Annotated in this window: 19 protein-coding genes and 3 pseudogenes; 14 read left to right on the top strand and 8 right to left on the bottom strand. The window is 61.5% G+C overall.

What is annotated here, in order from left to right; translation table 11 throughout:
- Positions 1-230: 230 nt before the first annotated feature.
- From atpD to petA, 13 genes and pseudogenes are all read left to right on the top strand, one after another.
- Entirely contained in the window at positions 231-1,661 is a 1,431-nt protein-coding gene (gene atpD, locus BTE28158_RS08740) for a F0F1 ATP synthase subunit beta (protein ID WP_059602297.1), read from the top strand.
- On the top strand, positions 1,658-2,122 hold the full coding sequence (locus tag BTE28158_RS08735) for a F0F1 ATP synthase subunit epsilon (RefSeq protein WP_151048528.1): 465 nt from the start codon (positions 1,658-1,660) through the stop codon (positions 2,120-2,122). Before atpD ends, BTE28158_RS08735 begins: the two co-directional genes overlap by 4 nt.
- Before the next feature lie 118 nt (positions 2,123-2,240).
- A pseudogene (locus BTE28158_RS33075) lies at positions 2,241-2,456 on the top strand (AtpZ/AtpI family protein); the annotation flags it as partial.
- 3 nt (positions 2,457-2,459) lie between these two features.
- Entirely contained in the window at positions 2,460-2,744 is a 285-nt protein-coding gene (locus tag BTE28158_RS08725; protein ID WP_059602305.1) for an N-ATPase subunit AtpR, read from the top strand.
- The gene (locus tag BTE28158_RS08720) at positions 2,741-3,439 is read left to right on the top strand and encodes a F0F1 ATP synthase subunit A (RefSeq protein ID WP_151048526.1); all 699 of its coding nucleotides are present in this window, start codon (positions 2,741-2,743) and stop codon (positions 3,437-3,439) included. The genes BTE28158_RS08725 and BTE28158_RS08720 overlap by 4 nt, the downstream gene beginning before the upstream one ends.
- Positions 3,436-3,684 (top strand): F0F1 ATP synthase subunit C, encoded by a 249-nt coding sequence (locus BTE28158_RS08715; RefSeq protein ID WP_059602310.1) that lies wholly within the window; start codon positions 3,436-3,438, stop codon positions 3,682-3,684. The genes BTE28158_RS08720 and BTE28158_RS08715 overlap by 4 nt, the downstream gene beginning before the upstream one ends.
- 9 nt (positions 3,685-3,693) lie before the next feature.
- The gene (locus tag BTE28158_RS08710) at positions 3,694-4,446 is read left to right on the top strand and encodes a F0F1 ATP synthase subunit B family protein (protein WP_151048525.1); all 753 of its coding nucleotides are present in this window, start codon (positions 3,694-3,696) and stop codon (positions 4,444-4,446) included.
- Entirely contained in the window at positions 4,424-5,971 is a 1,548-nt protein-coding gene (locus tag BTE28158_RS08705) for a F0F1 ATP synthase subunit alpha (protein WP_151048524.1), read from the top strand. The genes BTE28158_RS08710 and BTE28158_RS08705 overlap by 23 nt, the downstream gene beginning before the upstream one ends.
- Positions 5,968-6,825 carry a F0F1 ATP synthase subunit gamma gene (locus tag BTE28158_RS08700; protein WP_151048523.1) on the top strand — a complete coding sequence of 286 codons (858 nt, stop codon included), beginning with the start codon at positions 5,968-5,970 and terminating at the stop codon, positions 6,823-6,825. Before BTE28158_RS08705 ends, BTE28158_RS08700 begins: the two co-directional genes overlap by 4 nt.
- A gap of 240 nt (positions 6,826-7,065) precedes the next feature.
- Complete coding sequence (locus BTE28158_RS08695) at positions 7,066-8,577, top strand: sensor domain-containing diguanylate cyclase (RefSeq protein ID WP_239007208.1); 1,512 nt, start codon at positions 7,066-7,068, stop codon at positions 8,575-8,577.
- Positions 8,578-8,890: 313 nt separating this feature from the next.
- Complete coding sequence (locus BTE28158_RS08690) at positions 8,891-10,357, top strand: PDZ domain-containing protein (protein WP_239007207.1); 1,467 nt, start codon at positions 8,891-8,893, stop codon at positions 10,355-10,357.
- 49 nt (positions 10,358-10,406) lie between these two features.
- Entirely contained in the window at positions 10,407-10,841 is a 435-nt protein-coding gene (locus tag BTE28158_RS08685; RefSeq protein WP_239007206.1) for a carboxypeptidase regulatory-like domain-containing protein, read from the top strand.
- Positions 10,842-10,934: 93 nt separating this feature from the next.
- The gene (petA, locus tag BTE28158_RS08680) at positions 10,935-11,561 is read left to right on the top strand and encodes a ubiquinol-cytochrome c reductase iron-sulfur subunit (RefSeq protein ID WP_151048522.1); all 627 of its coding nucleotides are present in this window, start codon (positions 10,935-10,937) and stop codon (positions 11,559-11,561) included.
- A gap of 109 nt (positions 11,562-11,670) precedes the next feature.
- Here petA and BTE28158_RS08675 read toward each other — a convergent pair whose 3' ends face one another.
- Both BTE28158_RS08675 and BTE28158_RS08670 read right to left on the bottom strand, forming a co-directional pair.
- On the bottom strand, positions 11,671-12,990 hold the full coding sequence (locus BTE28158_RS08675) for a chloride channel protein (RefSeq protein WP_151048521.1): 1,320 nt from the start codon (positions 12,988-12,990) through the stop codon (positions 11,671-11,673).
- Between the two features lie 57 nt (positions 12,991-13,047).
- Positions 13,048-14,235 carry an MFS transporter gene (locus tag BTE28158_RS08670; protein WP_338084130.1) on the bottom strand — a complete coding sequence of 396 codons (1,188 nt, stop codon included), beginning with the start codon at positions 14,233-14,235 and terminating at the stop codon, positions 13,048-13,050.
- A gap of 405 nt (positions 14,236-14,640) precedes the next feature.
- Here BTE28158_RS08670 and pal point away from each other — a divergent pair, with 405 nt between their 5' ends.
- A complete protein-coding gene (gene pal / locus BTE28158_RS08665; RefSeq protein ID WP_151048520.1) occupies positions 14,641-15,144 on the top strand; it encodes a peptidoglycan-associated lipoprotein Pal in 504 nt (167 codons plus the stop codon).
- 72 nt (positions 15,145-15,216) lie between these two features.
- On the opposite strand, the gene BTE28158_RS08660 is transcribed toward pal, so the two are convergent.
- The 6 genes and pseudogenes from BTE28158_RS08660 to BTE28158_RS08640 form a co-directional block, all read right to left on the bottom strand.
- Positions 15,217-15,471 (bottom strand): hypothetical protein, encoded by a 255-nt coding sequence (locus tag BTE28158_RS08660; protein WP_151048519.1) that lies wholly within the window; start codon positions 15,469-15,471, stop codon positions 15,217-15,219.
- Positions 15,455-17,434, bottom strand: coding sequence for a chloride channel protein (locus BTE28158_RS08655; protein WP_151048518.1), 1,980 nt, complete (start codon positions 17,432-17,434; stop codon positions 15,455-15,457). Before BTE28158_RS08655 ends, BTE28158_RS08660 begins: the two co-directional genes overlap by 17 nt.
- A 31-nt stretch (positions 17,435-17,465) precedes the next feature.
- The gene (locus BTE28158_RS08650; RefSeq protein ID WP_151048517.1) at positions 17,466-19,067 is read right to left on the bottom strand and encodes an APC family permease; all 1,602 of its coding nucleotides are present in this window, start codon (positions 19,065-19,067) and stop codon (positions 17,466-17,468) included.
- A gap of 127 nt (positions 19,068-19,194) precedes the next feature.
- The gene (locus tag BTE28158_RS08645) at positions 19,195-19,620 is read right to left on the bottom strand and encodes a MarR family winged helix-turn-helix transcriptional regulator (RefSeq protein ID WP_151048516.1); all 426 of its coding nucleotides are present in this window, start codon (positions 19,618-19,620) and stop codon (positions 19,195-19,197) included.
- 723 nt (positions 19,621-20,343) lie between these two features.
- Positions 20,344-20,532 (bottom strand): annotated as a pseudogene (locus BTE28158_RS32435) (diguanylate cyclase); the annotation flags it as partial.
- 35 nt (positions 20,533-20,567) lie between these two features.
- Positions 20,568-21,354: pseudogene (locus tag BTE28158_RS08640) on the bottom strand (IS3 family transposase); the annotation flags it as partial.
- Positions 21,355-21,521 lie beyond the last annotated feature (167 nt).

Raw genomic sequence — 21,521 nt, 5'->3', positions numbered from 1 at the left:
TCAACGCCGTAGCCATGGCTCGCCATGCCGAATATCCCAGACGTTTCGGCTTGGCTGCGCACATAGCCAAGCCGCCTTGGCCGCCCCGCCTGTCGATGTGCCCTTTGATCACGATCAATCGTCGACAGGTTGCATCGCAGTAAATATTGGCTAGTACCTTATGCCCGAGACACAAATCAGTACGGCACCGAGCGGCACACGGACATCAACTCCAACAGCGAACAGAACTGATGAACACCGCATCGACCGACAACGCCTCCCTCCCGAAGATTCCAGGACGCGTTGTGGCAGTCCGTGGCGCAGTCGTCGATATCACGTTCCCGACCGGCATGCTGCCGCCGGTGGACACTTCAGTTTCGATCGAAGTCGATGCCCGCAACTCAATCATTGCCGAGGTACAAGCCCACCTGGATGAGCGGACTATCCGAGCACTGGCCATGCAATCGACCAGCGGGTTGCCGAGAGGGGCGGCGGCGAAAGCTTCCTGTCAGCCCATCGCGATTCCGGTCGGCAACGCTGTGCTTGGACGCCTGATCGACGTGATGGGTACACCTGGCGACATGGGTGAACCGCTTCCTCTCGATGTTCAACGCCGCCCCATCCACCAGCCACCGCCGGCATTGTCTGAGCAGGACAGTGCAACCGGCATATTCGCGACTGGCATCAAGGTCGTCGATCTCCTCGCCCCGCTCGCCCGGGGTGGCAAGGCGGCGATGTTCGGCGGCGCCGGCGTGGGCAAGACCGTTCTCGTCATGGAGTTGATTCATGCGATGGTCGAACGCTACAAGGGAATTTCCGTGTTCGCCGGTGTCGGGGAACGTTCGCGAGAAGGCCATGAACTGCTGGTGGACATGCAGCATTCCGGCGTGCTGCCAAAGACCGTGCTCGTGTACGGTCAGATGAACGAACCCCCAGGGGCGCGCTGGCGTGTTCCCCTAACCGCCTTGACCGTTGCAGAATATTTTCGCGACGAACAGCACCAGAACGTGCTGCTCCTGATGGACAACGTATTCCGCTTCGTCCAGGCCGGCGCCGAAGTATCGGGTTTGCTCGGGCGACTCCCGTCACGCGTCGGCTATCAGCCGACGTTGGCGAGCGAAGTCGCGGCGTTGCAGGAGCGCATCGTTTCCGTTGGCGGGGTCTCGATCACGGCGATCGAGGCCGTGTACGTTCCGGCGGACGATTTCACGGACCCCGCTGTCACGACCATCGCCGCGCACGTCGACAGCATGGTCGTTCTGTCGCGCACAATGGCCGCCGAAGGCATGTATCCGGCGATCGATCCGATCGCATCGTCGTCGATTCTGCTCGATCCGCTGGTGGTCGGAGCCGAACACGTCCAGGTCGCAACCGACGTGCGGCGCACGATCGAGCACTACCGCGAGTTGCAGGACGTCATTTCGCTGCTCGGCATCGAGGAACTGGGAGCGGACGACCGCCGGATCGTCGGCCGGGCCCGCCGTCTGCAGCGATTTTTGACCCAGCCGTTCGCCGTCACCGAAGCGTTCACGGGTGTGCCGGGCCGCTCCGTCACGGCCGACGACACCATTGCAGGATGCCGCGCGATTCTGGACGGCGAATGCGACGCATGGCGGGAACAATCGCTATACATGGTTGGAACGCTGGACGAAGCACGCGAGCGGGAGCGGGAAACGTCATGAGCACGGCGCTTCACATGACCATCGCGACGCCCGCAGGGATGCTGGTCGATTCACCTGACGTCGTCGCCTTCCGTGCGGAGGATGCGACCGGCAGTTTCGGTGTTCTGCCCGGGCATACGGATTTTCTGACCGTGCTGTCACCCTGTGTCATGCGTTGGCGCACTGCAGACGGCACACGCCGGTTTTGTGCGGTGAGCGGTGGAGTTTTACGGGTCATCGACGGAAAAGACATCAATATCGCGTGCCGTGACGGAGAACTCGGCGATGCGCTTGAGACACTGGAAGCCCGCGTACGGGAAAGCCGCGAATCACGTCTCGATGCGACGCGTAGAGTGCGAGTCGAGCAAACGCGCCTCAATGCCCAAGCCATTCGGCAGATACTGAAGTATCTGCGTCCCGGCACACCGGGCGCAGCCGTACGCGCGGACGGTACAAACGAGGGCGCCGGCCATGAGCGGTAATCCCGGAAAGGAGTCGCCTGCTCGGCCCGGTCCGGAGGCGAAAACTCAGGAGCCCGACGCGCCGGTACTTGAACAGACCGCGCAACGCGCCGTTCAGCGAGACAGGCAGGCACGTGACGTGCCGGAGCCGACACTGGGCTCCAGACTCGGGCAGATCGGAATGCTCGGCTGGATTATCGTGATTCCGGCCTTGCTGGCGTTATGGCTGGGCCATTGGCTCGACCGGCATTTTCAAACCGGCGTGTTCTTCTCCGCGCCACTACTGATGCTGGGTGCGGCGTTCGGCCTGTGGTCCGCATGGCGCTGGATGCATCGCCAAGGTCCAGGGAGCTGAAACATGATGCCAATCCAGACGTTGTCGGTTCCCGTCCAGACTGCCGCAGGCTGCTTAACCGGTGGGGCCGTCGGCCTTGCCTATTTTGCGTCGCTGCTCGCCAACGTGCGCTGGTACGTACGGGATGCCATCAGCATCGCCATCATCGTGCATCTCGTTCGTTTCGGCATGATCGCCCTGGTGCTATTTGGGCTGGCGCAAATTGGATACATCGCGTTGCTGAGCGGCCTCGCCGGCATCATGCTCGCTCGCCGCGTGATGATCCGGCTGCCGGGAGGTTCGTCATGATGCATTCACCGCTCATGACCGAACCGCTGTTTCGCATCGGGGAGGTGCCTGTCTCTACGCCGGTGGCGACCACCTGGGCGCTGATGGCGCTCATTGCCGTCGCCGTGGTAGCGATGCGACGGCGGCTGTCGCTGACCCCGGGCAAACTCCAGACCGCCGCCGAGTTGTTCGTCTCGACGCTCGACAACCAGTTGCGGGACACGATGCAAGTTGAACCTGCGCGTTGCCGGACGTTGCTCGGGACGTTGTTCCTGTTCATCCTGACTTGCAACTGGTCCGGCGTGATCCCGGGTGTCGAACCCCCTACCGCCCATCTTGAAACCGACGCAGCCCTTGCCGGTGTCGTCTTCGTGTCGACGGTGTTCTACGGCATCCGCGAACGCGGTCTCGCCCGTTATCTCGCATCTTTTGCACAACCGACCTGGATCATGATTCCGCTCAATCTGGTCGAGCAGATAACCCGTACCTTTTCGCTGATCGTGCGCTTGTTCGGCAACGTCATGAGCGGCGTGTTCGTGATTGGCATTGTACTGTCGCTCGCGGGCCTGCTGGTTCCGATTCCGCTCATGGCGCTTGACCTGCTGACAGGTGCGGTTCAGGCATACATTTTCACGGTACTCGCGGCAGTCTTCATCGGCGCCGCGCTCGGCAGCGAAGGCGCGCCCGCGTCGCATCCACCGCAAGGAGCATCATGAACAACTGGATTCAAATCGTAAGCATCGTCGCGGCAGCCATTGCTGTTTCATTCGGCGCAATCGGCCCGGCACTGGCTGAGGGCCGCGCCGTGGCCGCCGCGATGGATGCTTTGGCACGCCAGCCTGAATCGGCTGGCACGATTTCACGAACGTTGTTTGTCGGTCTGGCGATGATCGAAACCATGGCGATTTACTGTCTCGTGGTCGCCCTGCTCGTTCTGTTTGCCAATCCGTTTACCAAGTAAGCATTGGCCATGCGAATCGACTGGTGGACACTCGGCTTCCAGACGATCAACGTCCTCGTCCTGATTTGGCTGCTGTCGCGCTTTCTGTTCAAGCCGGTTGCCAAGATCATGGCGGATCGTCAGCAAGCCGCTGCGCGTCTTCTGCAGGACGCATCGGCCGCCCGCGACGCGGCGCAGCAGGATCGCGACAAGGCGGCGAGAGATGTTGCCGAGCAAGAGGCAACTCGCCTGAAACGATCGAGTGCGGCCACAGTCGAGGTCGAGCGCCTTAAGGCATCGCTGCTCGCCGACGCACGTGCCGAGGCCGATGCGCTGAGAAAAGCCGCCGAGGCTGAAGTCGAAGCGATGAAGAAGGACGCGCGGCGTGACAACGCGGCACGGGCCAGCCAGTTTGCGATCGACATCGCGGCCCGATTGCTCACGACACTCCCTGCCAGCACGCTGGTGGAAGGATTCATCGAGCCACTCGCCGAAGCGGTCCGGGCACTGCCTGCGGAGGACCGCGCACGCCTCGGCCGCGACGGTGAAATGCCGCGCCTGATTGCCCCGCGTACGTTGCGGGACGACGAGTTGGCTCGCTGTCGCTCGATGCTCGCGACGGCGTTGGGTTACGACGCGCCGATACAGGCTGACGTCGATCCGACTTTGATCGCAGGGCTCGAACTCGTCGCGCCCCACGTCATCGTGCGAAACAGCTTTCGACATAGTCTGGAGTCCCTGAAAAGCGACCTCATTTCCCATGGCGACGAACGAAACGCGTGAAGGCACCGCCGATGCGTGGCTGGCGCACGGCAGAACCGTGCTGGCGGCGCTGAATCTCGCACCGCGGGCGGAATCGGTCGGGCGCGTCGAGCACATCGCTGACGGCATTGCACGGGTGAGCGGCCTTCCGCATGTTCGCCTGAACGAGTTGCTGCAATTTGACGGAGGACAGTTCGGCTTCGCGCTGAAGCTGGACGTCGACACGCTCAGTTGCGTGTTGCTCGACACCGAAAGCGGCATTGCGGCCGGCACGCGCGTCTCGGGTACCGGCCGCGTCGTCGAAGTGCCGGTGGGCTCGAACCTACTCGGGCGCGTCGTCGATCCGCTCGGGAGGCCACTCGATCGCGGCCAACCGCCGAAATGTTCGTCGACCCTTCCGATCGAACGCGCCGCGCCGTCGATCATCGAACGCGCAGCGGTCTCTCAACCAGTCGAAACAGGCATCCTCTTGATCGACGCGCTTTTCGCGATCGGCCGCGGACAGCGCGAGCTGATCATCGGCGATCGGGCAACGGGCAAGACGTCCATCGCGGTCGACGCGATCGTCAACCAGAAGCATTCCGACGTGATCTGCGTGTACGTGGCGATTGGCCAGCGGGCCACCGCAGTCGAACGCGTAATCGATGCGGTTCGACGGAACGGCGCACCGGAACGCTGTATCTTCGTCGTCGCATCGGCGGCCGATCCGCCCGGTCTGCAATGGATCGCACCGTTCGCCGCGTTCAGCATTGCGGAATACTTCCGCGATCGGGGTCAGCACGCACTCGTGGTCATCGACGATCTGACCAAGCACGCCGCAACGCATCGTGAGCTGGCGCTGCTGGCACGAGATCCGCCCGGGCGAGAGGCCTATCCTGGCGATATCTTCTACCTGCATGCCCGCCTGCTCGAGCGGGCCGCCAAGCTTTCCGCGGAGCGCGGAGGCGGCTCGTTGACCGCGCTGCCCATTGCGGAAACCGATGCCGGGAATCTCGCGGCGTACATTCCAACCAATCTGATCTCGATTACCGATGGGCAGATCGTTCTCGACTCCCACCTGTTCGCGGCCAACCAGCGTCCCGCCATCGATGTCGGGCTCAGCATCAGCCGAGTCGGCGGCAAGGCCCAGCTTCCGGCACTGAGAGCTGCCTCTGGAAGGTTGCGACTCGATTACGCACAGTTTCTCGAGCTCGAGATGTTCACGCGCTTCGGCGGGCTCAGCGATACGAGAATCAAGGCGCAAATCGCTCGTGGGGAACGCATTCGCGCATTGATTGCGCAACCGCGATTCGCGCCGCTGCGCCCGGTGGGCGAGATCGCATTGCTGTTTGCGCTGGCCGACGGCGTATTCGATGCATGCGCACCGTCGGCGATCGCTGCGGTGCGAGTCGCTCTTCCCGCCCGCCTCGATTCGACCGGTATCGCGACAAAGCTCGGTCCCATGCTCATTGCCGGCGACAACGTGTCATCCGATGATCGCACCGAGCTCATCCGCATCGTCCGCGATCTCATACCGCAATCCGCGGAAATCCGGAGCGACCGATGAGCAATCGGCTCGGCGACGTTCAGAATCGACTGGGTACGGTCCGCGAACTGGAATCCGTGGTGAGCGCGATGCGCGGCATCGCGGCGACACGAACGCGAGAAGCACTCGCACGCCTGCCGGGAATCCGGGCATGCGCCGATCTGATCGGCCTTGCGATCGCTGACGCGATGAGCGTTGCCGTACTACAGTCACCCGAGAGCCCGAGGTCGCCGCTTCCGGACGACACCCATGTCTATATCGTTATCGGCGCGGAACACGGCTTCGTCGGCACCTACAATCAACGTGTGCTTGAGGCAATCAACCGGCCGGCAACCGGAGCCGTCGAGTATTTCGTCGTGGGCGATCGCGCACGAAGTACGGCCGACGAATTCGGTCTCCCGGTGGTCTGGTCATCGGAAATGATCGTTCACGCCGATGCCGTGCCCGATCTCGCAGCGAAGATCATCAATGCGCTGTATCGTCGCCTGCGTCGCGGCAACGCATCGCATGTCACGCTCGTGCACGGTGTACCACAAGCGATCAGCGAAGCGGCCATCCTGACGACATCGCTGCTGCCCTTCGATTTCCGGCGTTTCAAACCGGTCACGCGCCCCTTTCCGCCGGTTGTCACGCTCCCGATACAGCAACTGCAGGAAAGACTGGCCGAGGAATATGTCTACACACAGGTTTGCGAGGCCATCATCCTGTCGTTTGCGGCGGAGAACGAAGCGCGCATGCGCGCAATGATCGCGGCGAAACGCAATATCGACGACACCGCGCAACGCCTGAACCGGGACTATCACCGCTTGAGGCAGGAGCAAATCACTGCAGAAATCGTTGAACTATCGACCGTTGACGGGGGCTTTGCCTCATGATTCACGACGGGATTGCAATTGATTGCCCCGAGATCGCCGTCGGCCGCCGAGGAAATGGTACGCGCACCGTGGGATCGCACCACCGATGCGGCCCGCTCCGAACATCGAGACTTTTACGTTTCCGCTCAATCGACTACCTTAGCTAGGCATACGGGGATTTTTGCAGACGAACCAACAAAGCGGCCACATCCGATTCAGGATATTTTTCTCCTGAATGGCATGTGACGCGACAAATATTCGATGCTTAAGCGAAAAAATATGCTTGGCCGCCGGCCGTGGCGCACAAAGGTCGTACGGTTGTCCAGTTGCGTGCCCTATGTCGGCCTGCTCATCGCGATGCTCATGACAGCAATATGTGCGCTCTCGTTGTATCAGAGTCGGCGCGACGCCACCACGTACACCCGCGAGAATCTCAGAAATATCGCGCTCATCGCACAGCGGGACATTGAGCGAAACTTTGAACTGTACGAGAGTTCGTTGCAAACGCTTGCTGGCAGGCTGGGAAATACCACGATCATGCGCATGCCACCGGCGCTTCGTCGACAATTCTTGCTCGATGGTCTGACGAATTCGAGTACGCTGGGCTCCATCCTTGCCATTGACCCGACGGGACGCGTGATACTTGATTCCGAAGACGCGACGCCCCACGCAAGAAATTTATTCGATCAAATCTACTTCACGGCACAGCGTAATCACCCCGCACTGGGTTTTTTTCTCAGCCCACCTTTTCACTCCAGGGCACGGCGCGGCGATTTATGTGTCGCTCTGAGCTTACGAATCCCTGCGCCAGCCGGCAAATTCGGCGGCGTCGTCGTCATGATCATCAGTCTCGACTACTTCCGCCAGCTGCTGTCGGTGCTTTCTCTCGGCCCAGGCGGATCAGCATCGCTCATCGGAAAAGACGGGCTCATGGTGATGCGCGTGCCATACCAGACAAGCGTCATTGGAAAAAATATTAGCGGCGCCTCCACATTCAAGCGCTTCATGGCCTCGGATGAAGGATCGTTTAGCGAGACTGCAAGTCTTGACGGGGTACGTCGCCTTTACTGGTTTGCCCAAATGAGGCGCCTGCCGTGGATCATCATGGTCGCGGCCGCCCATGACGACATCTACCGCCCCTGGAGTAAGCGTGCGGCAACCATCGGGGCACTGGTGTTGTTGCTCGGCGCGCTGATTTTCGCCCTATCCTATTTGCTGGGCGTACAACTTCGACGACGGGCACAAGTCGAAGCCGAACTGCACTTGCTGGCGGACACCGACGCGCTGACCGGTCTGAGCAATCGCAGGAGGCTGGACAGAATCCTCAAGGCCGAATGTCATGAGGCAATCCGCGCGCGGACGCCAATTTCATTGCTGTTCATCGACCTAGACAGATTCAAGGGTTACAACGACACGTACGGCCACGTGGCCGGTGACGCAGCACTTGCAGCCGTTGCGCGATGCATTGTCGAAAACCTTCGACATCCCGGCGACAATGCATGTCGGTACGGCGGCGAGGAGTTTGTAGTCGTGCTTCCGAACGCAACCGAGCGGCACGCGTACGACGTGGCCGAGCGGATTCGAACTGCTGTCGAAAGCCAGAATCTTGCGCACGCGCTCAACGAATCGGGGCGCGTGACAGTCAGTATCGGCATCGTGACGTGGCGGCCGGATCGGGGCGATGACCTCGCGGCTTTGCTTCACGCTGCCGATTCTGCCGTCTACCGTGCAAAAGCCCGGGGGCGTAACCGGATCGTCGTCTTCAACGAATAGATGGCGACGTGGTAGTTCGTCGCGTACCGCGCCACATCGGTTCGAGCCATCCCGTCCGTCTCCCTCGCGGCTTGCAATACTGCGAAGCGTCGATCACGGCCCTCTCAGCGCCCGTCGTCAGGTTCCGACGCGTAGAGCGAAAAGTATGCAGAACATCCTGTCGTCACCTTCGATGGGCCTGCCCGACGCCCTGATCCCGGTCTTTTAAGCACAATTTAATACTCGCGACCTACGGTAAAACTGTCGCGGTATGGAAGCGCCGTAGCGTGTTTTTTGCCCGGTACGTTTGCCTCTGCGCGACAGGAGCGTAGTCATGGCAAGCATCGGATTCAAGCGTATCGCGGTCGCTAGTGTCGCAATTGCAGCCTTGTCGGCAAGTTGCATGTCGAAGGAATCGCTTGCCCCGGCACAGGCAACGCGGGCTTCGCAACGCGTTCTCTCCGCAACGTCAGACATGGCGGCCTATCCGGGAATCGTGTCCGACTTCGAGAACATGGCGAGGGTCGACGGGCCCGCTGTCGTAACAGTCAACGTGTCGCCACTCGATGCGACATCGAGTGTGAAGCAACTATGGCCTCCGCCAGGCGGCGCAAACGATCCGTTCCTTCGCTTCTTCAGGGAATTCTCTCCCGCACCTGGCGACAACCGCGGTGCCCTCGCACGACAACACGCCAGCGGCTTCATCATCTCGTCGGACGGTGGCATCCTCACCGACGCCAGCGACATTGCCGGCGCCTCGAGAGTCACTGTTACCCTCTCCGACGGCCGAACGTATCCCGCCAAAGTAATCGGAAGCGACTCGGCAAGCGGCGTCGCACTGCTTCAGATTCACGCGAAAGGGCTGCCGGTTGCCAGAATCGGATCGCCCTCGGTGCTCAAAGCCGGCGAATGGGTCGCGTCGATTGGTTCCCCATACGGACTCGGGAACTCGATCGTGAGGGGCATCGTAAGCAATACATCCCGTCTGCTTCCTGACCAATCGTACGCTCCATTGATCCAGACCGATCTTACGGAGAACGCCGGCGATGGCGGTAGCCCGCTCCTGAACCTCAGCGGTGAAGTCGTCGGTATCGAAACGCCACTCCCGAACGACGGCCACGCGTACCAAGGTCTGGCCTTCGCGATACCGATCGACGAAGCCATGAAGGTCGAACGCCAGCTGAAGTTGCATGGCAAGGCTACTCATGGGCGCATCGGTGTCGCTGTGCAAGACGTGACAGATCCGCTTGCCCGATCGTTCGGGTTGCCACGGCCGAACGGTGCGCTCGTCACGTCGGTCGACTCGGGTGGTCCTGCAGCGAAAGCAGGCATGCGTGCGGGCGACATCATCGTTGGCATCAACGGCACGGCAGTCTCGGATTCGACACATTTGCCGGCGACTGTGGCCGATCTGAGTCCTGGCGCCACGATCGATCTTGGCTACTGGCGAAATCATGCTGTACATCACGCGACGCTTGTTCTGTCGTCGATGGGCACCCACGATCTGTCCGTCAATGCGATGACCCGCGCGCCTTCCGGCGCATACGGACTGGAGGTACGCAATCTGACCGGTGACGAAGAACGGGCTGTCCGAGTCCAGGGCGGTGTACGCGTTGAGCAAAGCAGTGGGCCGGCTGCGTTCGCCGGGATCGAACCGGGCGACATCATTCTGAGGATCAACAACACGCCCGTGACGAGTACGACCCAGTTCTTCAAGAGAATCGCGCGTTCCGCTCATAACGTAGCGCTCCTTGTCGACCGGAACGGCACGCGAATGTTTGTCACCATGGATGTGAGCTGAAGACATTTCGAATCAAGCACATCGACATGGAGCACACCAGGAGGCAGTCATGAAGTTCTCATCCAGAATGGCGTTCGGCGTCGCGACAGCCGCGATTGCCGTTTTCGCTCGAAGCGGGTTGGCCGCAGAGCTGACGTCGCTTCCACCTCCCGAAAATTCGGGCAAGGTTACCTATCTGTCCGGAGGAATCGGGAGTGACCAATCGGCCGCGATCAAACAGGAGATGCCCAAATACTCGCTCGCGCTCGAGTTCGCGGGGCACACGAGCAGCGGGAACGAGTATTTGGCAGACATCCCGGTGCAGATCGTCGACGCGCATGGCAACACCGTGCTCTCGACGGTGACCGCCGGACCATTTCTGCTCGTATCGATGCCGGTCGGGCACTATGCCGTGACGGCCACTTATCACGGGAAAGTCATGCGCCGGAGCGTCGCCATACAGGCGTCTTCGCATTCTCACGCGGTGTTCGTCTGGACAATGTGATCGACACGGGGAGCCGTGCTGCCCCGTTCGGCTACCGTTTCAGGAACAGCAGCAGTGAAGGCACGAGCGCTCTTTTGTCTCGAAGGAGTTGGCATGGACGAGAAGCCGATTGAGGCTACGGGACCCGACGTCAATCGGCGTCGTTGGCTCATCGCGACAACGGTCGCGGGTGGCGTCGGCGGAATTGCAGCTGCATTTCCCTTCGTAGATTCGCTGACGCCGCCCGCCAGCGCGCTCGCCGCAGGAGCCCCGGTCAAGGTCGACATCAGTCAGTTGTCAGAAGGCGGGATGTCGACGGTTGCATGGCGAGGAAAACCGGTGTTCATCGTCGACCGATCGCCGGCCATGCTCGCAAGCGTCGTCAAGGCGACCCCGCTGGTCGCGGACCCCGACTCGCTCCACGCGTTCTCGATGCCGCTGCCGGACTATTGCAAAAACCCGTTTCGCTCACGTGCCGATCATCGGAACATTCTCGTTGTGGTCGGCGTTTGCACGCATCTCGGTTGTACGCCAACCCCCAGGTTTCAGTCCGGACCTCAGCCAAACCTGCCCGATAACTGGCCAGGTGGTTTCCTGTGCCCATGTCACGGATCAACGTATGATCTGGCGGGGCGTGTATTCCGGGACAAGCCGGCACCGCAGAACCTCGACGTTCCCCGCTACATGTTCCTTTCACCGACCGAATTGCTGGTTGGTCAGGACGAACACGGTGCGGCATAGTCGCGACAAACCCGCGGGCAACGTGGCAAGAGAAATCTGCAGGGCCTTCACGAGTCGAGACGAACGCGGTTCATGACGTTCGATGCGCTGGAACGATGCCCTCAAAAGATCATCGGGGGTCAGCGGGAAAATAGCGTATCGACAACGCTTCGTACAGCGGCGGAGCAAAGAATCGCGACACGCGGCTGGCGATCAGCGCTGTGGCCATCAACGAGATGACCAGTGCATGGCCGTTAATCATCTCGATGACGATCACGAACGCCGTGATCGGGCTCTGCGTGACCGCGGCCAGATAGCCGACCATTCCGAGCGCGATCAGCATTTGCAGCTGCATTCCCGAGAACAGGATATGCAGCGTGTTGCCGATCCCTGCACCGATCGCAAGCGACGGTGCAAACAAGCCGCCCGGCGCACCGGGCAGGTACGAGCCAATCATTGAAACCATCTTGAACACCGGATACAGGACGCTCACGTTCGTGTGGCTTTCGAGCATGCCGCGGGCTTCCGCGTATCCGCTGCCGAACGTATGGCCGTGCGTAGCTACCCCGACGACCGCGACGACCAGCCCGCACGCTGCGCCGAACAGCACTGGCTGACCTGCACGAAAATCCTGAAGCCCTCGCGGCATCCAGCGTCGCGTGTTGAGTAACAACCAGCAGAAGATTCCACCCATGACGCCCGCGATCACACCTATGAGGACGACCGCAAGTGCCAGCGACTGAGGCAGGTGAGCGCCGACGTCGATCGTGCCGAAATAAACGTAGTTACCCTGAATGCCGAGCGACACGATACCGGCGAAGATGATCGCCGTGATCAGCACGCCACTCGTCCGTTGTTCGAAACTGCGCGTGAGCTCCTCGATCGCGAACACGACGCCGGCTAGCGGTGCATTGAACGCGGCGGAAAGGCCTGCCGCCGCGCCCGCGAGGGCCAGCCGGTGCTCGAGCACGCCCGGGCGAATCGCACGAAACCGCTGAGGATAAAACTGCCGCAGGTTGAACATGAGTGCGGCCCCGACGTGAATCGTCGGGCCTTCGCGGCCGATCGTGAACCCGCCGAGAATGGCCAGGAACGAGACGAGTATCTTCCCGATCAGGATCCGGATCTTGAGCAGCCGCGCACCCGTGTTGCCCGGCGCATGCAGCATGGCAATCACCTGTGGAATGCCGCTCCCCTCCGCACCATCGAAGAATCTCCGCGTCAGCCAGACCGTCACCGCACCGATCAGCGGCGTGACGATCAGCGGCAACCATGCATGTTCGGCGGCATAGCCCAGAAACACCGCGTAGCCGAAATCGATCAGCTTCGCGTAAAGCACCGCGACGAGGCCGACCGCCACCGCACCCAGCCAGAACACGCCATAGTGAAGCCACAGACGCCGCGCATGCAGCAACGCGCGTCGATCTGCGAGCGCGGAAATGCGGATCATCGGTCTCCCCCTGCCCACTCGTCAGTCTCGTTCATTTTCAAACGCTGTCCGGATCGTTCAGGTTCGCCGCGGCGGCGGCTTCATGCCGAATGCGATCGCCAACCATACTGCAACCATGCCGGCACACACCAGAAACACCATGTTCGGGCCGCCCTGCTTGAGCAGCCAGCCGCCCACGATGCCGCCGAGCGCGAGCCCGATCGACTGCGTGGTGTTGTAGACGCCCGTGGCCGCGCCCTTGCGCGAACCGGGTGCGAGCTTCGATACGAGCGACGGCTGCGACGCTTCCAGGATGTTGAAGCCCAGGAAGTACACGAACAGGATCGCCGCCACAATCAGGATGGTATGCGGTGCGCTGCCGAGCAACAATTGGCCGATCAGGATAGCCAGAATGCCGCCGAGCAGCACCGGTTTCATCTTGCCCCGTTTTTCCGCGACGATGATCGCCGGGACCATCATCACGAACGCGAGCCCCATCACCGGCAAGTAGACCTTCCAGTGCGCGGCGACCGGCAGCCCGCCGTCGACCAGCAGGCGCGGCACGACGAGGAACAGCGCCGTCTGCGTCGCGTGCAGCACCAGCACGCCGAAGTTCAGGCGCAGCAGCTCGACGTTGTGCAGCACCTCGCCGAACGGCGCCGGCACGTGCGCGGGCCTCGCCGCGTCGGGCACGATCCACACCACGACGCCGATCGCGAGGATCGACAGCACGCCGACGATCGCGAACAGCCCGCTCATCCCGACCCAGTGGAACGCGATCGGCGCGCCGACGATCGCGACCGCGAACGACACGCCGATCGAGCCGCCGACCATCGCCATCGCCTTCGTGCGGTTCTGTTCGGAGGTCAGGTCGGCGATGAACGCGAGCACTGCGGACGACACGGCACCCATGCCCTGGATCACGCGGCCGACGATGATCCACGTGATGTCGTGCGCGAACGCGGCGACGAAGCTGCCGAGCGCGAAGATCAGGAGGCCGGTGGCGATCACGGGCTTGCGGCCGAACTTGTCGGACGCCCAGCCGTAGAAGATGTAGAACAGCGACTGCGTGACGCCGTAGGCACCGAGCGCGATACCGACGAGCAGCACGTTATCGCCGCCCGGGATGGTTTTCGCATAGACCGAGAACACCGGCATGATCATGAACAGGCCGAGCATGCGCAGCGCGAAGATCGCCGCGAGCGACGTGGTCGCGCGCAATTCGGGCGCGGTCATGCGCGAAGACACGGTGGACGACTGGGACATCGTTGACGCGATTTACCGAACAGATCCAACAACGGACAAAAAAAACCCAGCTGGGTAGCCGGGTTCAATAAGCTCGCCCCGGCCTTTCGTATCGGGACGACCGGACGTCGAGTGACGCGAGCTGAGGGAGCACATCTGAATTCACAATTTCGCAGAATTTCCGCATCGTAACATGGCAACTAGTCACGATGTGACATTTCTCCTACTCTAGTAAAGGCGATCGTGTTCCAGATCCATGTGACCAAGAAAACCTTTCGGATCACCCTTCAATTCATTTACAAAACTCCGTCGCCCGTCAAACAGGAGCAGCCCCGTTCACTGTGCTTCCGGCAGTGATGCCACGACCCGTTCCGTTGATCTGCGACCCATTCCGTTCAATCGAACGTCCTCTTCGGGAGACCAGTGATGAAAAGCTTGATGCGATATGCGGTGGTGTTAGCCCTTGTGCTGTTCGGTGGATGCCATTCCGCGACAAAGACGTCCAGCGCTGCAGGCATGATGAATCAGAGTGCCGCAAATGGTCAGGCGGTCGGAACACCGTCGACCATGGCTGACGAATTGAACAATCCCAACAGCCCGCTCGCAAAGCGCAGCATCTATTTCGATTTCGACAGTTATGAGGTGAAGCCTGAGTATCAGTCGCTACTGCAAGCGCATGCTGACTATCTGCGTCTTCACCCAAGCCGACACGTCTTGATCCAGGGGAATACCGACGAACGTGGCACCAGCGAGTACAACCTCGCGTTAGGCGAGCGCCGGTCGCAGGCCGTGCTACGCACACTGGAAACGCTCGGCGTACCTGATTCACAGATCGAGGCAGTCAGCTTCGGCAAGGAGAAGCCGGTTGCATTGGGCCACGACGAAGCGTCGTGGGCACAGAATCGTCGCGCGGATATCGTTTATCGATGAAGCGCTATCGTGGCGGGAGCCCGCTCCCGCCAGGCACTGACCGACAGAAATGGTTCGTCACCGATATCGCGGTCACAAGCCCATGAAGTACGTCCGGACATCCATCTCGGCGGACCAGGACTGCACATCGGAGAGTTCATTGAACTCGACCGGCTTCCCTCGGTAAAGGCAACAATATCCATTCGCCGTTCTGTAGACGATGACCCACTCGCGATCGTCACTCGCCTCGTCTTCCAGATTGCCGGCCAACACTTCCTTCCATTCATCGAGATGCAGGGCCACCGCAAGGCGCCGACGCAGGACGGCCAGCTCAACGCTGAGTTTCATGCTGCCCCTCCTTGCCGGCATGCGCTTCGGCCCGCGTCGACGCGTGGCTGTCACCGTGCTGTTTCCCTGACCGCCGGCTGCGCTCCGTTCCGCGCCGGTTCTCGGGAAAAATCCTGATGCTGCTCGCCACCGCGTCTGCGATGTGTTCCTTGGCAATGACCCCGACCACTTCCATCGCGCCCTCTTCTTCGGGTCGGGTCACAACTACTGCCATGGTCGCGTGCTTCTGACGCAGCTTGCTGATCACGTCGAACGCCGCTTCACCCGGCGCGACCACGATGAAATTGCGTTGAGCGAGTGCACCGAGCGTCACCGACGGATGGTCGTGCGAGATGGCCCGGCGCAACCCGGTGTTGATGCGAAGCACACCCTCGATCCGGCCCGATCGCGTGACGACCACGTGGCGGAACGGGGGGCCATCCAGATTGCCCAGAATGTCGCGGAACGGTACCTCGGCGTCCTGCACGAGCACGTCCGTCTCCATCACTTGCGCCGCGTTCTGGACGAGGAACATGTTGGCATGCAAAGCGTTCGGAATCACGTGACCGCGACGCACGAGCTTGAGCGTATAGATGCTTTCGCGGCAAAGCAGGCGCCGCGTCGCAAGGCTGACCGCAACCGCAATGATCATCGGCAGCACAATGTCATAGTCGCGGGTCATCTCGAAGATCATCGCGACTGCCGTCATCGCCGCGCCGGTTCCCCCGCCCACCATCGCCCCCATCCCAACCATCGCAAACGCAGGCGCGCTGACGGGTGCCGAGGGCAGTACGGCCTGGACGAATGCGGCGAACGCCGCACCCAATGCCGCGCCGATGAAAAGCGACGGCGAGAAGACACCGCCAGAGGATCCCGAGCCCAGGCTGATCGACGTCGCGAGGGACTTGCAGAGCGCAAGCGTGATCAGAAACAGGCAGCCACCGAGCTGTCCGTAAAGCAGCGCCTGAATCGTTGCATATCCCACGCCTTCTACGTAGTAATGCCCGGCGAAGCGCATTAGCAGGTAGATCGTCACTCCGACGAGCAACATCCCCAACGCGTGACGCGCATAGCGTCCCGGAATGCGCTCGAAGACATCCTCCGCAAAATGAAGCCCATGGGTCAGCATTGCTGCGCCGGTGCCGGTGACAATGCCGAGCGCCGCATACAGCAGGAGTGTCAGCACACTGCCCGGACGATCGGGAATCGCGCCCAGTTGGGCCGGCACCAGAAACGCCGGCGCACTGCCGAAGAACAACCGTCCGACGAAGGTTGCCGTGCCGGTCGCCAATGCGACGGGAAGGAATGTGTTCACGCTGATTTCGGGCATCATCAGCTCGGTCGCGAACAGGACACCGCCGATCGGCGTATTGAACGTCGCGGCGATCCCGGCACCCGCGCCTGCCGCCACGAGCGTGATGCGCTGGCCAGCGGTCATCCTGACCGCTTGCCCCAGCGTCGAGCCGAGCGCCGAACCTATCTGGATGATCGGCCCCTCTCTACCGACCGCCGCGCCGGTGCCGATTGCGAACGCGGACGCCAGCGATTTCACGATAGCGACCACCGGGCGAATCACGCCGCGCTTGAAATAAATCGCGTCCATCACCTCGGGCACGCCGTGCCCCTTCGCTTCCGGAGCGAAGGTGCAGACGAGCCACGTCACAACCAGGCCACCGACAACCGGCACCAATATGACAAACGCCCCCCATACGGAAGTCGGCGTGAATTCGCTCGCGTTGTACGAGACCGAAAACCGACCGAGGAAAAAGGCGTTGTGCACAAAACCGATCAGCCCGCGGAACGCGACGGCGCCGATTCCGGTGACGACGCCAACCACGATCCCCAGGCAACTCAGGCGATACATGTCGATCGGCGACGCGTCATCTTCCGTTTGAGACGAACGCTGGACGCGACCGGTTTCCACGCGAAGCGATGCGAGTTCTCCGGCCTCGCTGTCCTCTCGTCCTGTCGGTCCCGATGTCATGACGCCCGCCTGTGTCGAGTGTGTCGATCCGTCAACTGGTCTCGTTCATGCGCCCCATCATCTCCGACGTCTCGCCGGCATCGAGCGCACTGCGCATGGCCAACGCAAGCACCACTGCGCTCCAGGCGGCGACCAGCAGAATGTCCCAGCCGAATCCGATGACGCTCAGGCCGCCGCCGATACCGCCCAGCCACGACAACAACCATAAACCGCCGAACCACGGAAGCAACCATGCGATGTGCTTCCAGCCGAAGTCTCGCGCGCTACGGCGCAACACGACATGATGGTGAAGCGCGTAGAGGGCGAAGCCGATCGCCACCAGCGAGAACAGGAAGTTGTTGGTCTTGAAGCCGGTCCAGTAGATGACGAGGTTGCTGCAGATAAATGCGAGCGGCGCGATCAACCCGGCCCCGCTCATGCGAAACGGCCGCTGCAGTTCCGGCATGTTGCGCCGGAGGACGAGCAGCGCGATCGGGCCCAGCCCGTACGTGAGCACGGTGATCGACGTGATGTAGCTCACCATTTGCTGCCACGCCGGAAACGGCAGCAGAAACAGCACGCCGACTCCCCACATGATCAGCACCGCGACCCAGGGGATCCTGTTGGCGTTCAGCCGCGTCAGCATGCGCGGGCCGGCTTGCAGTTCGCCCGCCGCGAACAGGATGCGCGAGCCGCCGGTGACATACATGAGTCCAGTGCCCCCGGGCGACACGTACGCGTCGATGTAGAGCAGCGTTGCCATCCAGCCCATGCCGAGGGATGCGGCAAGCCCTGCAAACGGCCCCATCTCGCCCTTGAAGCTGAGATGGTTCCATCCGCCGGCAAGGTCGGCCGGCGCGAGCGCGTAGATGAACGCGATCTGCAGCAGGATGTAGATGACGGCGGCCAGAAGTACCGCGCCGATCACGGCCAGCGGAATGTTTCGATGCGGATTGGCGCTTTCGCCGCCCAGGTCGATCGCGGTTCGAAAGCCGAGGTAGCTGAAGACGATGCCCGCGGCCGGCAGCGCAGTGAACATACCCGATAGATGGTAACTGGCAGGCGCCGCTTGCATCACGCCCCAGTGCGTACTCGCACCCAGCAATCCGGCAATCGTCAGAAGCGGCACGAGCACTTTCCACCACGTCATGGTGGAGTTCACGCGCAACAGCCAGCGGACCACCATCAGGTTCAGCAGGGCCATGACCCCGAGCAGGCCGGCACAGGCCATGAAACCGATCGCAGTCAGCAGGCCGGCGCTTCCCGGCTGGATAAACCACGGCAGGTAGTTGTTCGCGTAGGTGACGATTGCCTCTGCCTCGACTGCCGGCACCGGCACATATGCGAGAAACAGCAGTCCGCACCAGATGCGTCCGAGTCCTGCGCCGTGGCTCGCATGGCTCATGTGCACGAGAGCACCGCTGCGGGGAAACAGTGCGGCGAGCTCGGCAAAACAAAGCGCGATCAACATGATGATGACCGCGCCCAGAACCCAGCTGCCGATACTCAGCGGCCCTGCAATACGCGATGCGTGATAGGCGCCGAACAGCCAGCCGGAACCGACCATGCTGGTCGTGCTGGCGAACAACAGCCCGATGATTCCGGCGTCACGCCGGAGCTTGCCTTCCAGATTGAGGCTCGAGGTCGTGCTCATATTCCACTCCTTGCAAACGACCTCCCCCTGCTGCGTGTGTGTTCGTTCTCCCACCCTTCCGGTTCTCGTGACGCGATGTGTGTCGGCCGTTCGGTGAACCCGTTGCGCGCGCATCGCTGCCGCGCGATCAGTTGGTATCGGTGACGTCGTGGAATGCCCAGCCGAACGACTGAATTTCCGATTTGTGCAAAGCCGCGACCTTGCGCAGACAATCCGCACCTTTTTCTGTCAGATGGATCTCCACTTGCCTTCGATCCTGCTCGCTCGTCTGGCGCCGGACGAGCCCGGCCGCTTCGCAGCGTGTGACGAGCGCCACCGTGCCATGCGAAGAAGCCTGCAGCCGCTCGGCAATCTCGCCGACTGTCGCCCACGAGCGGTCCGGAAACGCACAGGTGTGCAACATCAGCATGTATTGCAACGGCGTCAGCCCCTCGGCACGCAAGATTTCCTCCGAGAAACGCAGGAAGCGCCGCAGCCGGTAGCGAAATTCGGATAGCTGCTCGAGGTCGTGTTTCGTGGCGCTTGCGCCAGCCTTTCGATTGCTTGCTGCCATCACGAACTCCGGGAACACCGGGAGTTTTCTGGAATCATGTCATCACGTGACCTAAAATATAGGCGCGCGTGATGGGTAGTGCAAAGTGCTTTCATCGGTTTCTACTCCGGTCGCTGCGTGGATTGACCCCATCAACCTGAATCGGTGAGGACAAGTGGACGGCATTTCGATACCGCTGCTGGTCGCGCTGGTCGTCGTACAGCCCGGTGATTCGATAAGCTCACGTGGGGGAACGGCCAGCCACGTCGTTGTCTCGGCGCGAAATATACTGCATGTCGGCAACCTGCGGGCGTGGCCAAGTTTCATGCCGAACACCCACCGCCCGGCGGCAAGCTATTCGACTTCCACTAGGGTCTACATCCCCAGCGTGACGTATCACCCCGACGGTTGGGGCACTCTCCCCCGGCTGGCGGGCGAACGGTTCAAGTGGTAATCGATCAGCACCGCCTAAGGTCCACCCGCTGCCGCAAGGCACCGCGGTGAGGTCCTCGGCAAGGGAGTTCAGATTCTCCCGTCCATCCGGACAAACCGCCCATTCGAGTTTCGCAACTGCGCAGAGTGGATTGTGGGCGGTCTGTTCGTCAGGACGCGAGTGCCACACACGTCAAGCTCTTCAGCTAGAGACGGTCATGTCGCATCCGTATAGGGGACAACCTCTCACTACGGCTGCGCGACTCGCACGCCAATCTGAATAATCTGAGATTACGTGCACTTGGCTCACTGCTACGCCGAAGGACTGAACGCTGTGATTTTGTTTCGTCCGGTCGCCATTGCGTAGTACAGCGCTTCATCGGCGGCATTGATCACGGCTCGCGGGTCGCCGTCTTGATCCGGCGTCCACCCCGCCAACCCAATACTCGCGATTACGCACCCATATTCGCTTCCGACGTGCTCGAGTTCCAGTCCGTTAATTGAACCGGTGACCTGAGGCGGAATTTTGTGACCAATCAAGCAGTGAGTCTCGCGTCGATATTATCGGAATCCAGCCAGGCTCGACGGACCGTGGCGGGAGGTTGGTAGCGATGCGCGCTATGCGGCCGGCGCTCGTTGTAGAACTGCGGCCAGCGTTCGACGAGCACCTTTGCCTCGGCACGGCTGCAGAACCATTCCCGGTTCAGCAATTCGTCACGCAGCTTGCCGTGGCAAAGGTGCTCGACGAACCAGTTTGCCACGGACTGCCAGGCGCGATGAAGGCCGGACCGAGTGCAGCGTCTCGCAGCCAACGCATGATCTTGGCCGCGGTAAAGTCAGCGCCGTTGTCAGACCGAACGAATGTGGGCTTGCCATATATAGCCGCATCAGTCGCGACAACGTCAGGATTACATCCTGCGACCGCAGGCCGACACCGACTTCGATCGCCAGGCACTCGCGGGTATATTCATCGATCACGCAAAGCGTCTTCAACGCTCGCCCATCGACCAGTTGATCGTGCACGAAGTCGTAGCTCCATACCGAATTCGGTTGTGTCGCACCGGGCAAGCGAATGTCGTTGCCACAACGACGACGGCGAGGCCGCCGCCGCGCAATGTTGAGCTGCAAGGCTCGCCACTTTCGCCGCACGCGCGATTCACCCAGCGCCAGCCAAGCCGACATGCGCCGGTAGCCGAAGCGCGGCACTTCCTGCACGGCCGCCATCCGTTGCTCGCCCAGCCTCCGATCCTTCTCCGGTTGCTTGAGCGTATAGGTGGCCACCCGGCGGCTCAACCCCAGATAGCCACATGCCTTGCGTTGCGAGGTAAGCGTGGCAAGGCGGCCGTCTTGACATGCGGATTCAACGAGCGACGCTGCGCCAAGCCGACGCCGCAATCAAGACTTGGCCACTAGCAGGCCGTTGAAATACCCATCGACCGGATTCAGACCACTCTCGCAAATGACATGAATTCGCTCAACGGCTCGGCAAT

The organism is Burkholderia diffusa (genome assembly GCF_902499115.1).
In the GTDB taxonomy this organism is placed as follows: Bacteria; Pseudomonadota; Gammaproteobacteria; order Burkholderiales; family Burkholderiaceae; genus Burkholderia; species Burkholderia diffusa.
Note: the sequence above shows the minus strand (reverse complement) of the source record. Positions and strands in the feature narration are given on the sequence as shown.

Excerpts from the sequence above, each read along its gene's own strand:
- BTE28158_RS08675 (WP_151048521.1), bottom strand. The coding sequence starts at position 12,990 with ATGATCCGCATTTCCGCGCTCGCAGATCGACGCGCGTTGCTGCATGCG.
- BTE28158_RS08690 (WP_239007207.1), top strand. The coding sequence starts at position 8,891 with ATGGCAAGCATCGGATTCAAGCGTATCGCGGTCGCTAGTGTCGCAATT.
- BTE28158_RS08735 (WP_151048528.1), top strand. The coding sequence starts at position 1,658 with ATGAGCACGGCGCTTCACATGACCATCGCGACGCCCGCAGGGATGCTG.
- BTE28158_RS08715 (WP_059602310.1), top strand. The coding sequence starts at position 3,436 with ATGAACAACTGGATTCAAATCGTAAGCATCGTCGCGGCAGCCATTGCT.
- BTE28158_RS08695 (WP_239007208.1), top strand. The coding sequence starts at position 7,066 with ATGCTTAAGCGAAAAAATATGCTTGGCCGCCGGCCGTGGCGCACAAAG.
- BTE28158_RS08685 (WP_239007206.1), top strand. The coding sequence starts at position 10,407 with ATGAAGTTCTCATCCAGAATGGCGTTCGGCGTCGCGACAGCCGCGATT.
- BTE28158_RS08700 (WP_151048523.1), top strand. The coding sequence starts at position 5,968 with ATGAGCAATCGGCTCGGCGACGTTCAGAATCGACTGGGTACGGTCCGC.
- BTE28158_RS08725 (WP_059602305.1), top strand. The coding sequence starts at position 2,460 with ATGATGCCAATCCAGACGTTGTCGGTTCCCGTCCAGACTGCCGCAGGC.
- BTE28158_RS08655 (WP_151048518.1), bottom strand. The coding sequence starts at position 17,434 with ATGACATCGGGACCGACAGGACGAGAGGACAGCGAGGCCGGAGAACTC.
- BTE28158_RS08660 (WP_151048519.1), bottom strand. The coding sequence starts at position 15,471 with ATGAAACTCAGCGTTGAGCTGGCCGTCCTGCGTCGGCGCCTTGCGGTG.
- BTE28158_RS08645 (WP_151048516.1), bottom strand. The coding sequence starts at position 19,620 with ATGGCAGCAAGCAATCGAAAGGCTGGCGCAAGCGCCACGAAACACGAC.
- BTE28158_RS08650 (WP_151048517.1), bottom strand. The coding sequence starts at position 19,067 with ATGAGCACGACCTCGAGCCTCAATCTGGAAGGCAAGCTCCGGCGTGAC.
- BTE28158_RS08720 (WP_151048526.1), top strand. The coding sequence starts at position 2,741 with ATGATGCATTCACCGCTCATGACCGAACCGCTGTTTCGCATCGGGGAG.
- pal (WP_151048520.1), top strand. The coding sequence starts at position 14,641 with ATGAAAAGCTTGATGCGATATGCGGTGGTGTTAGCCCTTGTGCTGTTC.
- atpD (WP_059602297.1), top strand. The coding sequence starts at position 231 with ATGAACACCGCATCGACCGACAACGCCTCCCTCCCGAAGATTCCAGGA.
- BTE28158_RS08705 (WP_151048524.1), top strand. The coding sequence starts at position 4,424 with ATGGCGACGAACGAAACGCGTGAAGGCACCGCCGATGCGTGGCTGGCG.
- BTE28158_RS08670 (WP_338084130.1), bottom strand. The coding sequence starts at position 14,235 with ATGTCCCAGTCGTCCACCGTGTCTTCGCGCATGACCGCGCCCGAATTG.
- petA (WP_151048522.1), top strand. The coding sequence starts at position 10,935 with ATGGACGAGAAGCCGATTGAGGCTACGGGACCCGACGTCAATCGGCGT.
- BTE28158_RS08710 (WP_151048525.1), top strand. The coding sequence starts at position 3,694 with ATGCGAATCGACTGGTGGACACTCGGCTTCCAGACGATCAACGTCCTC.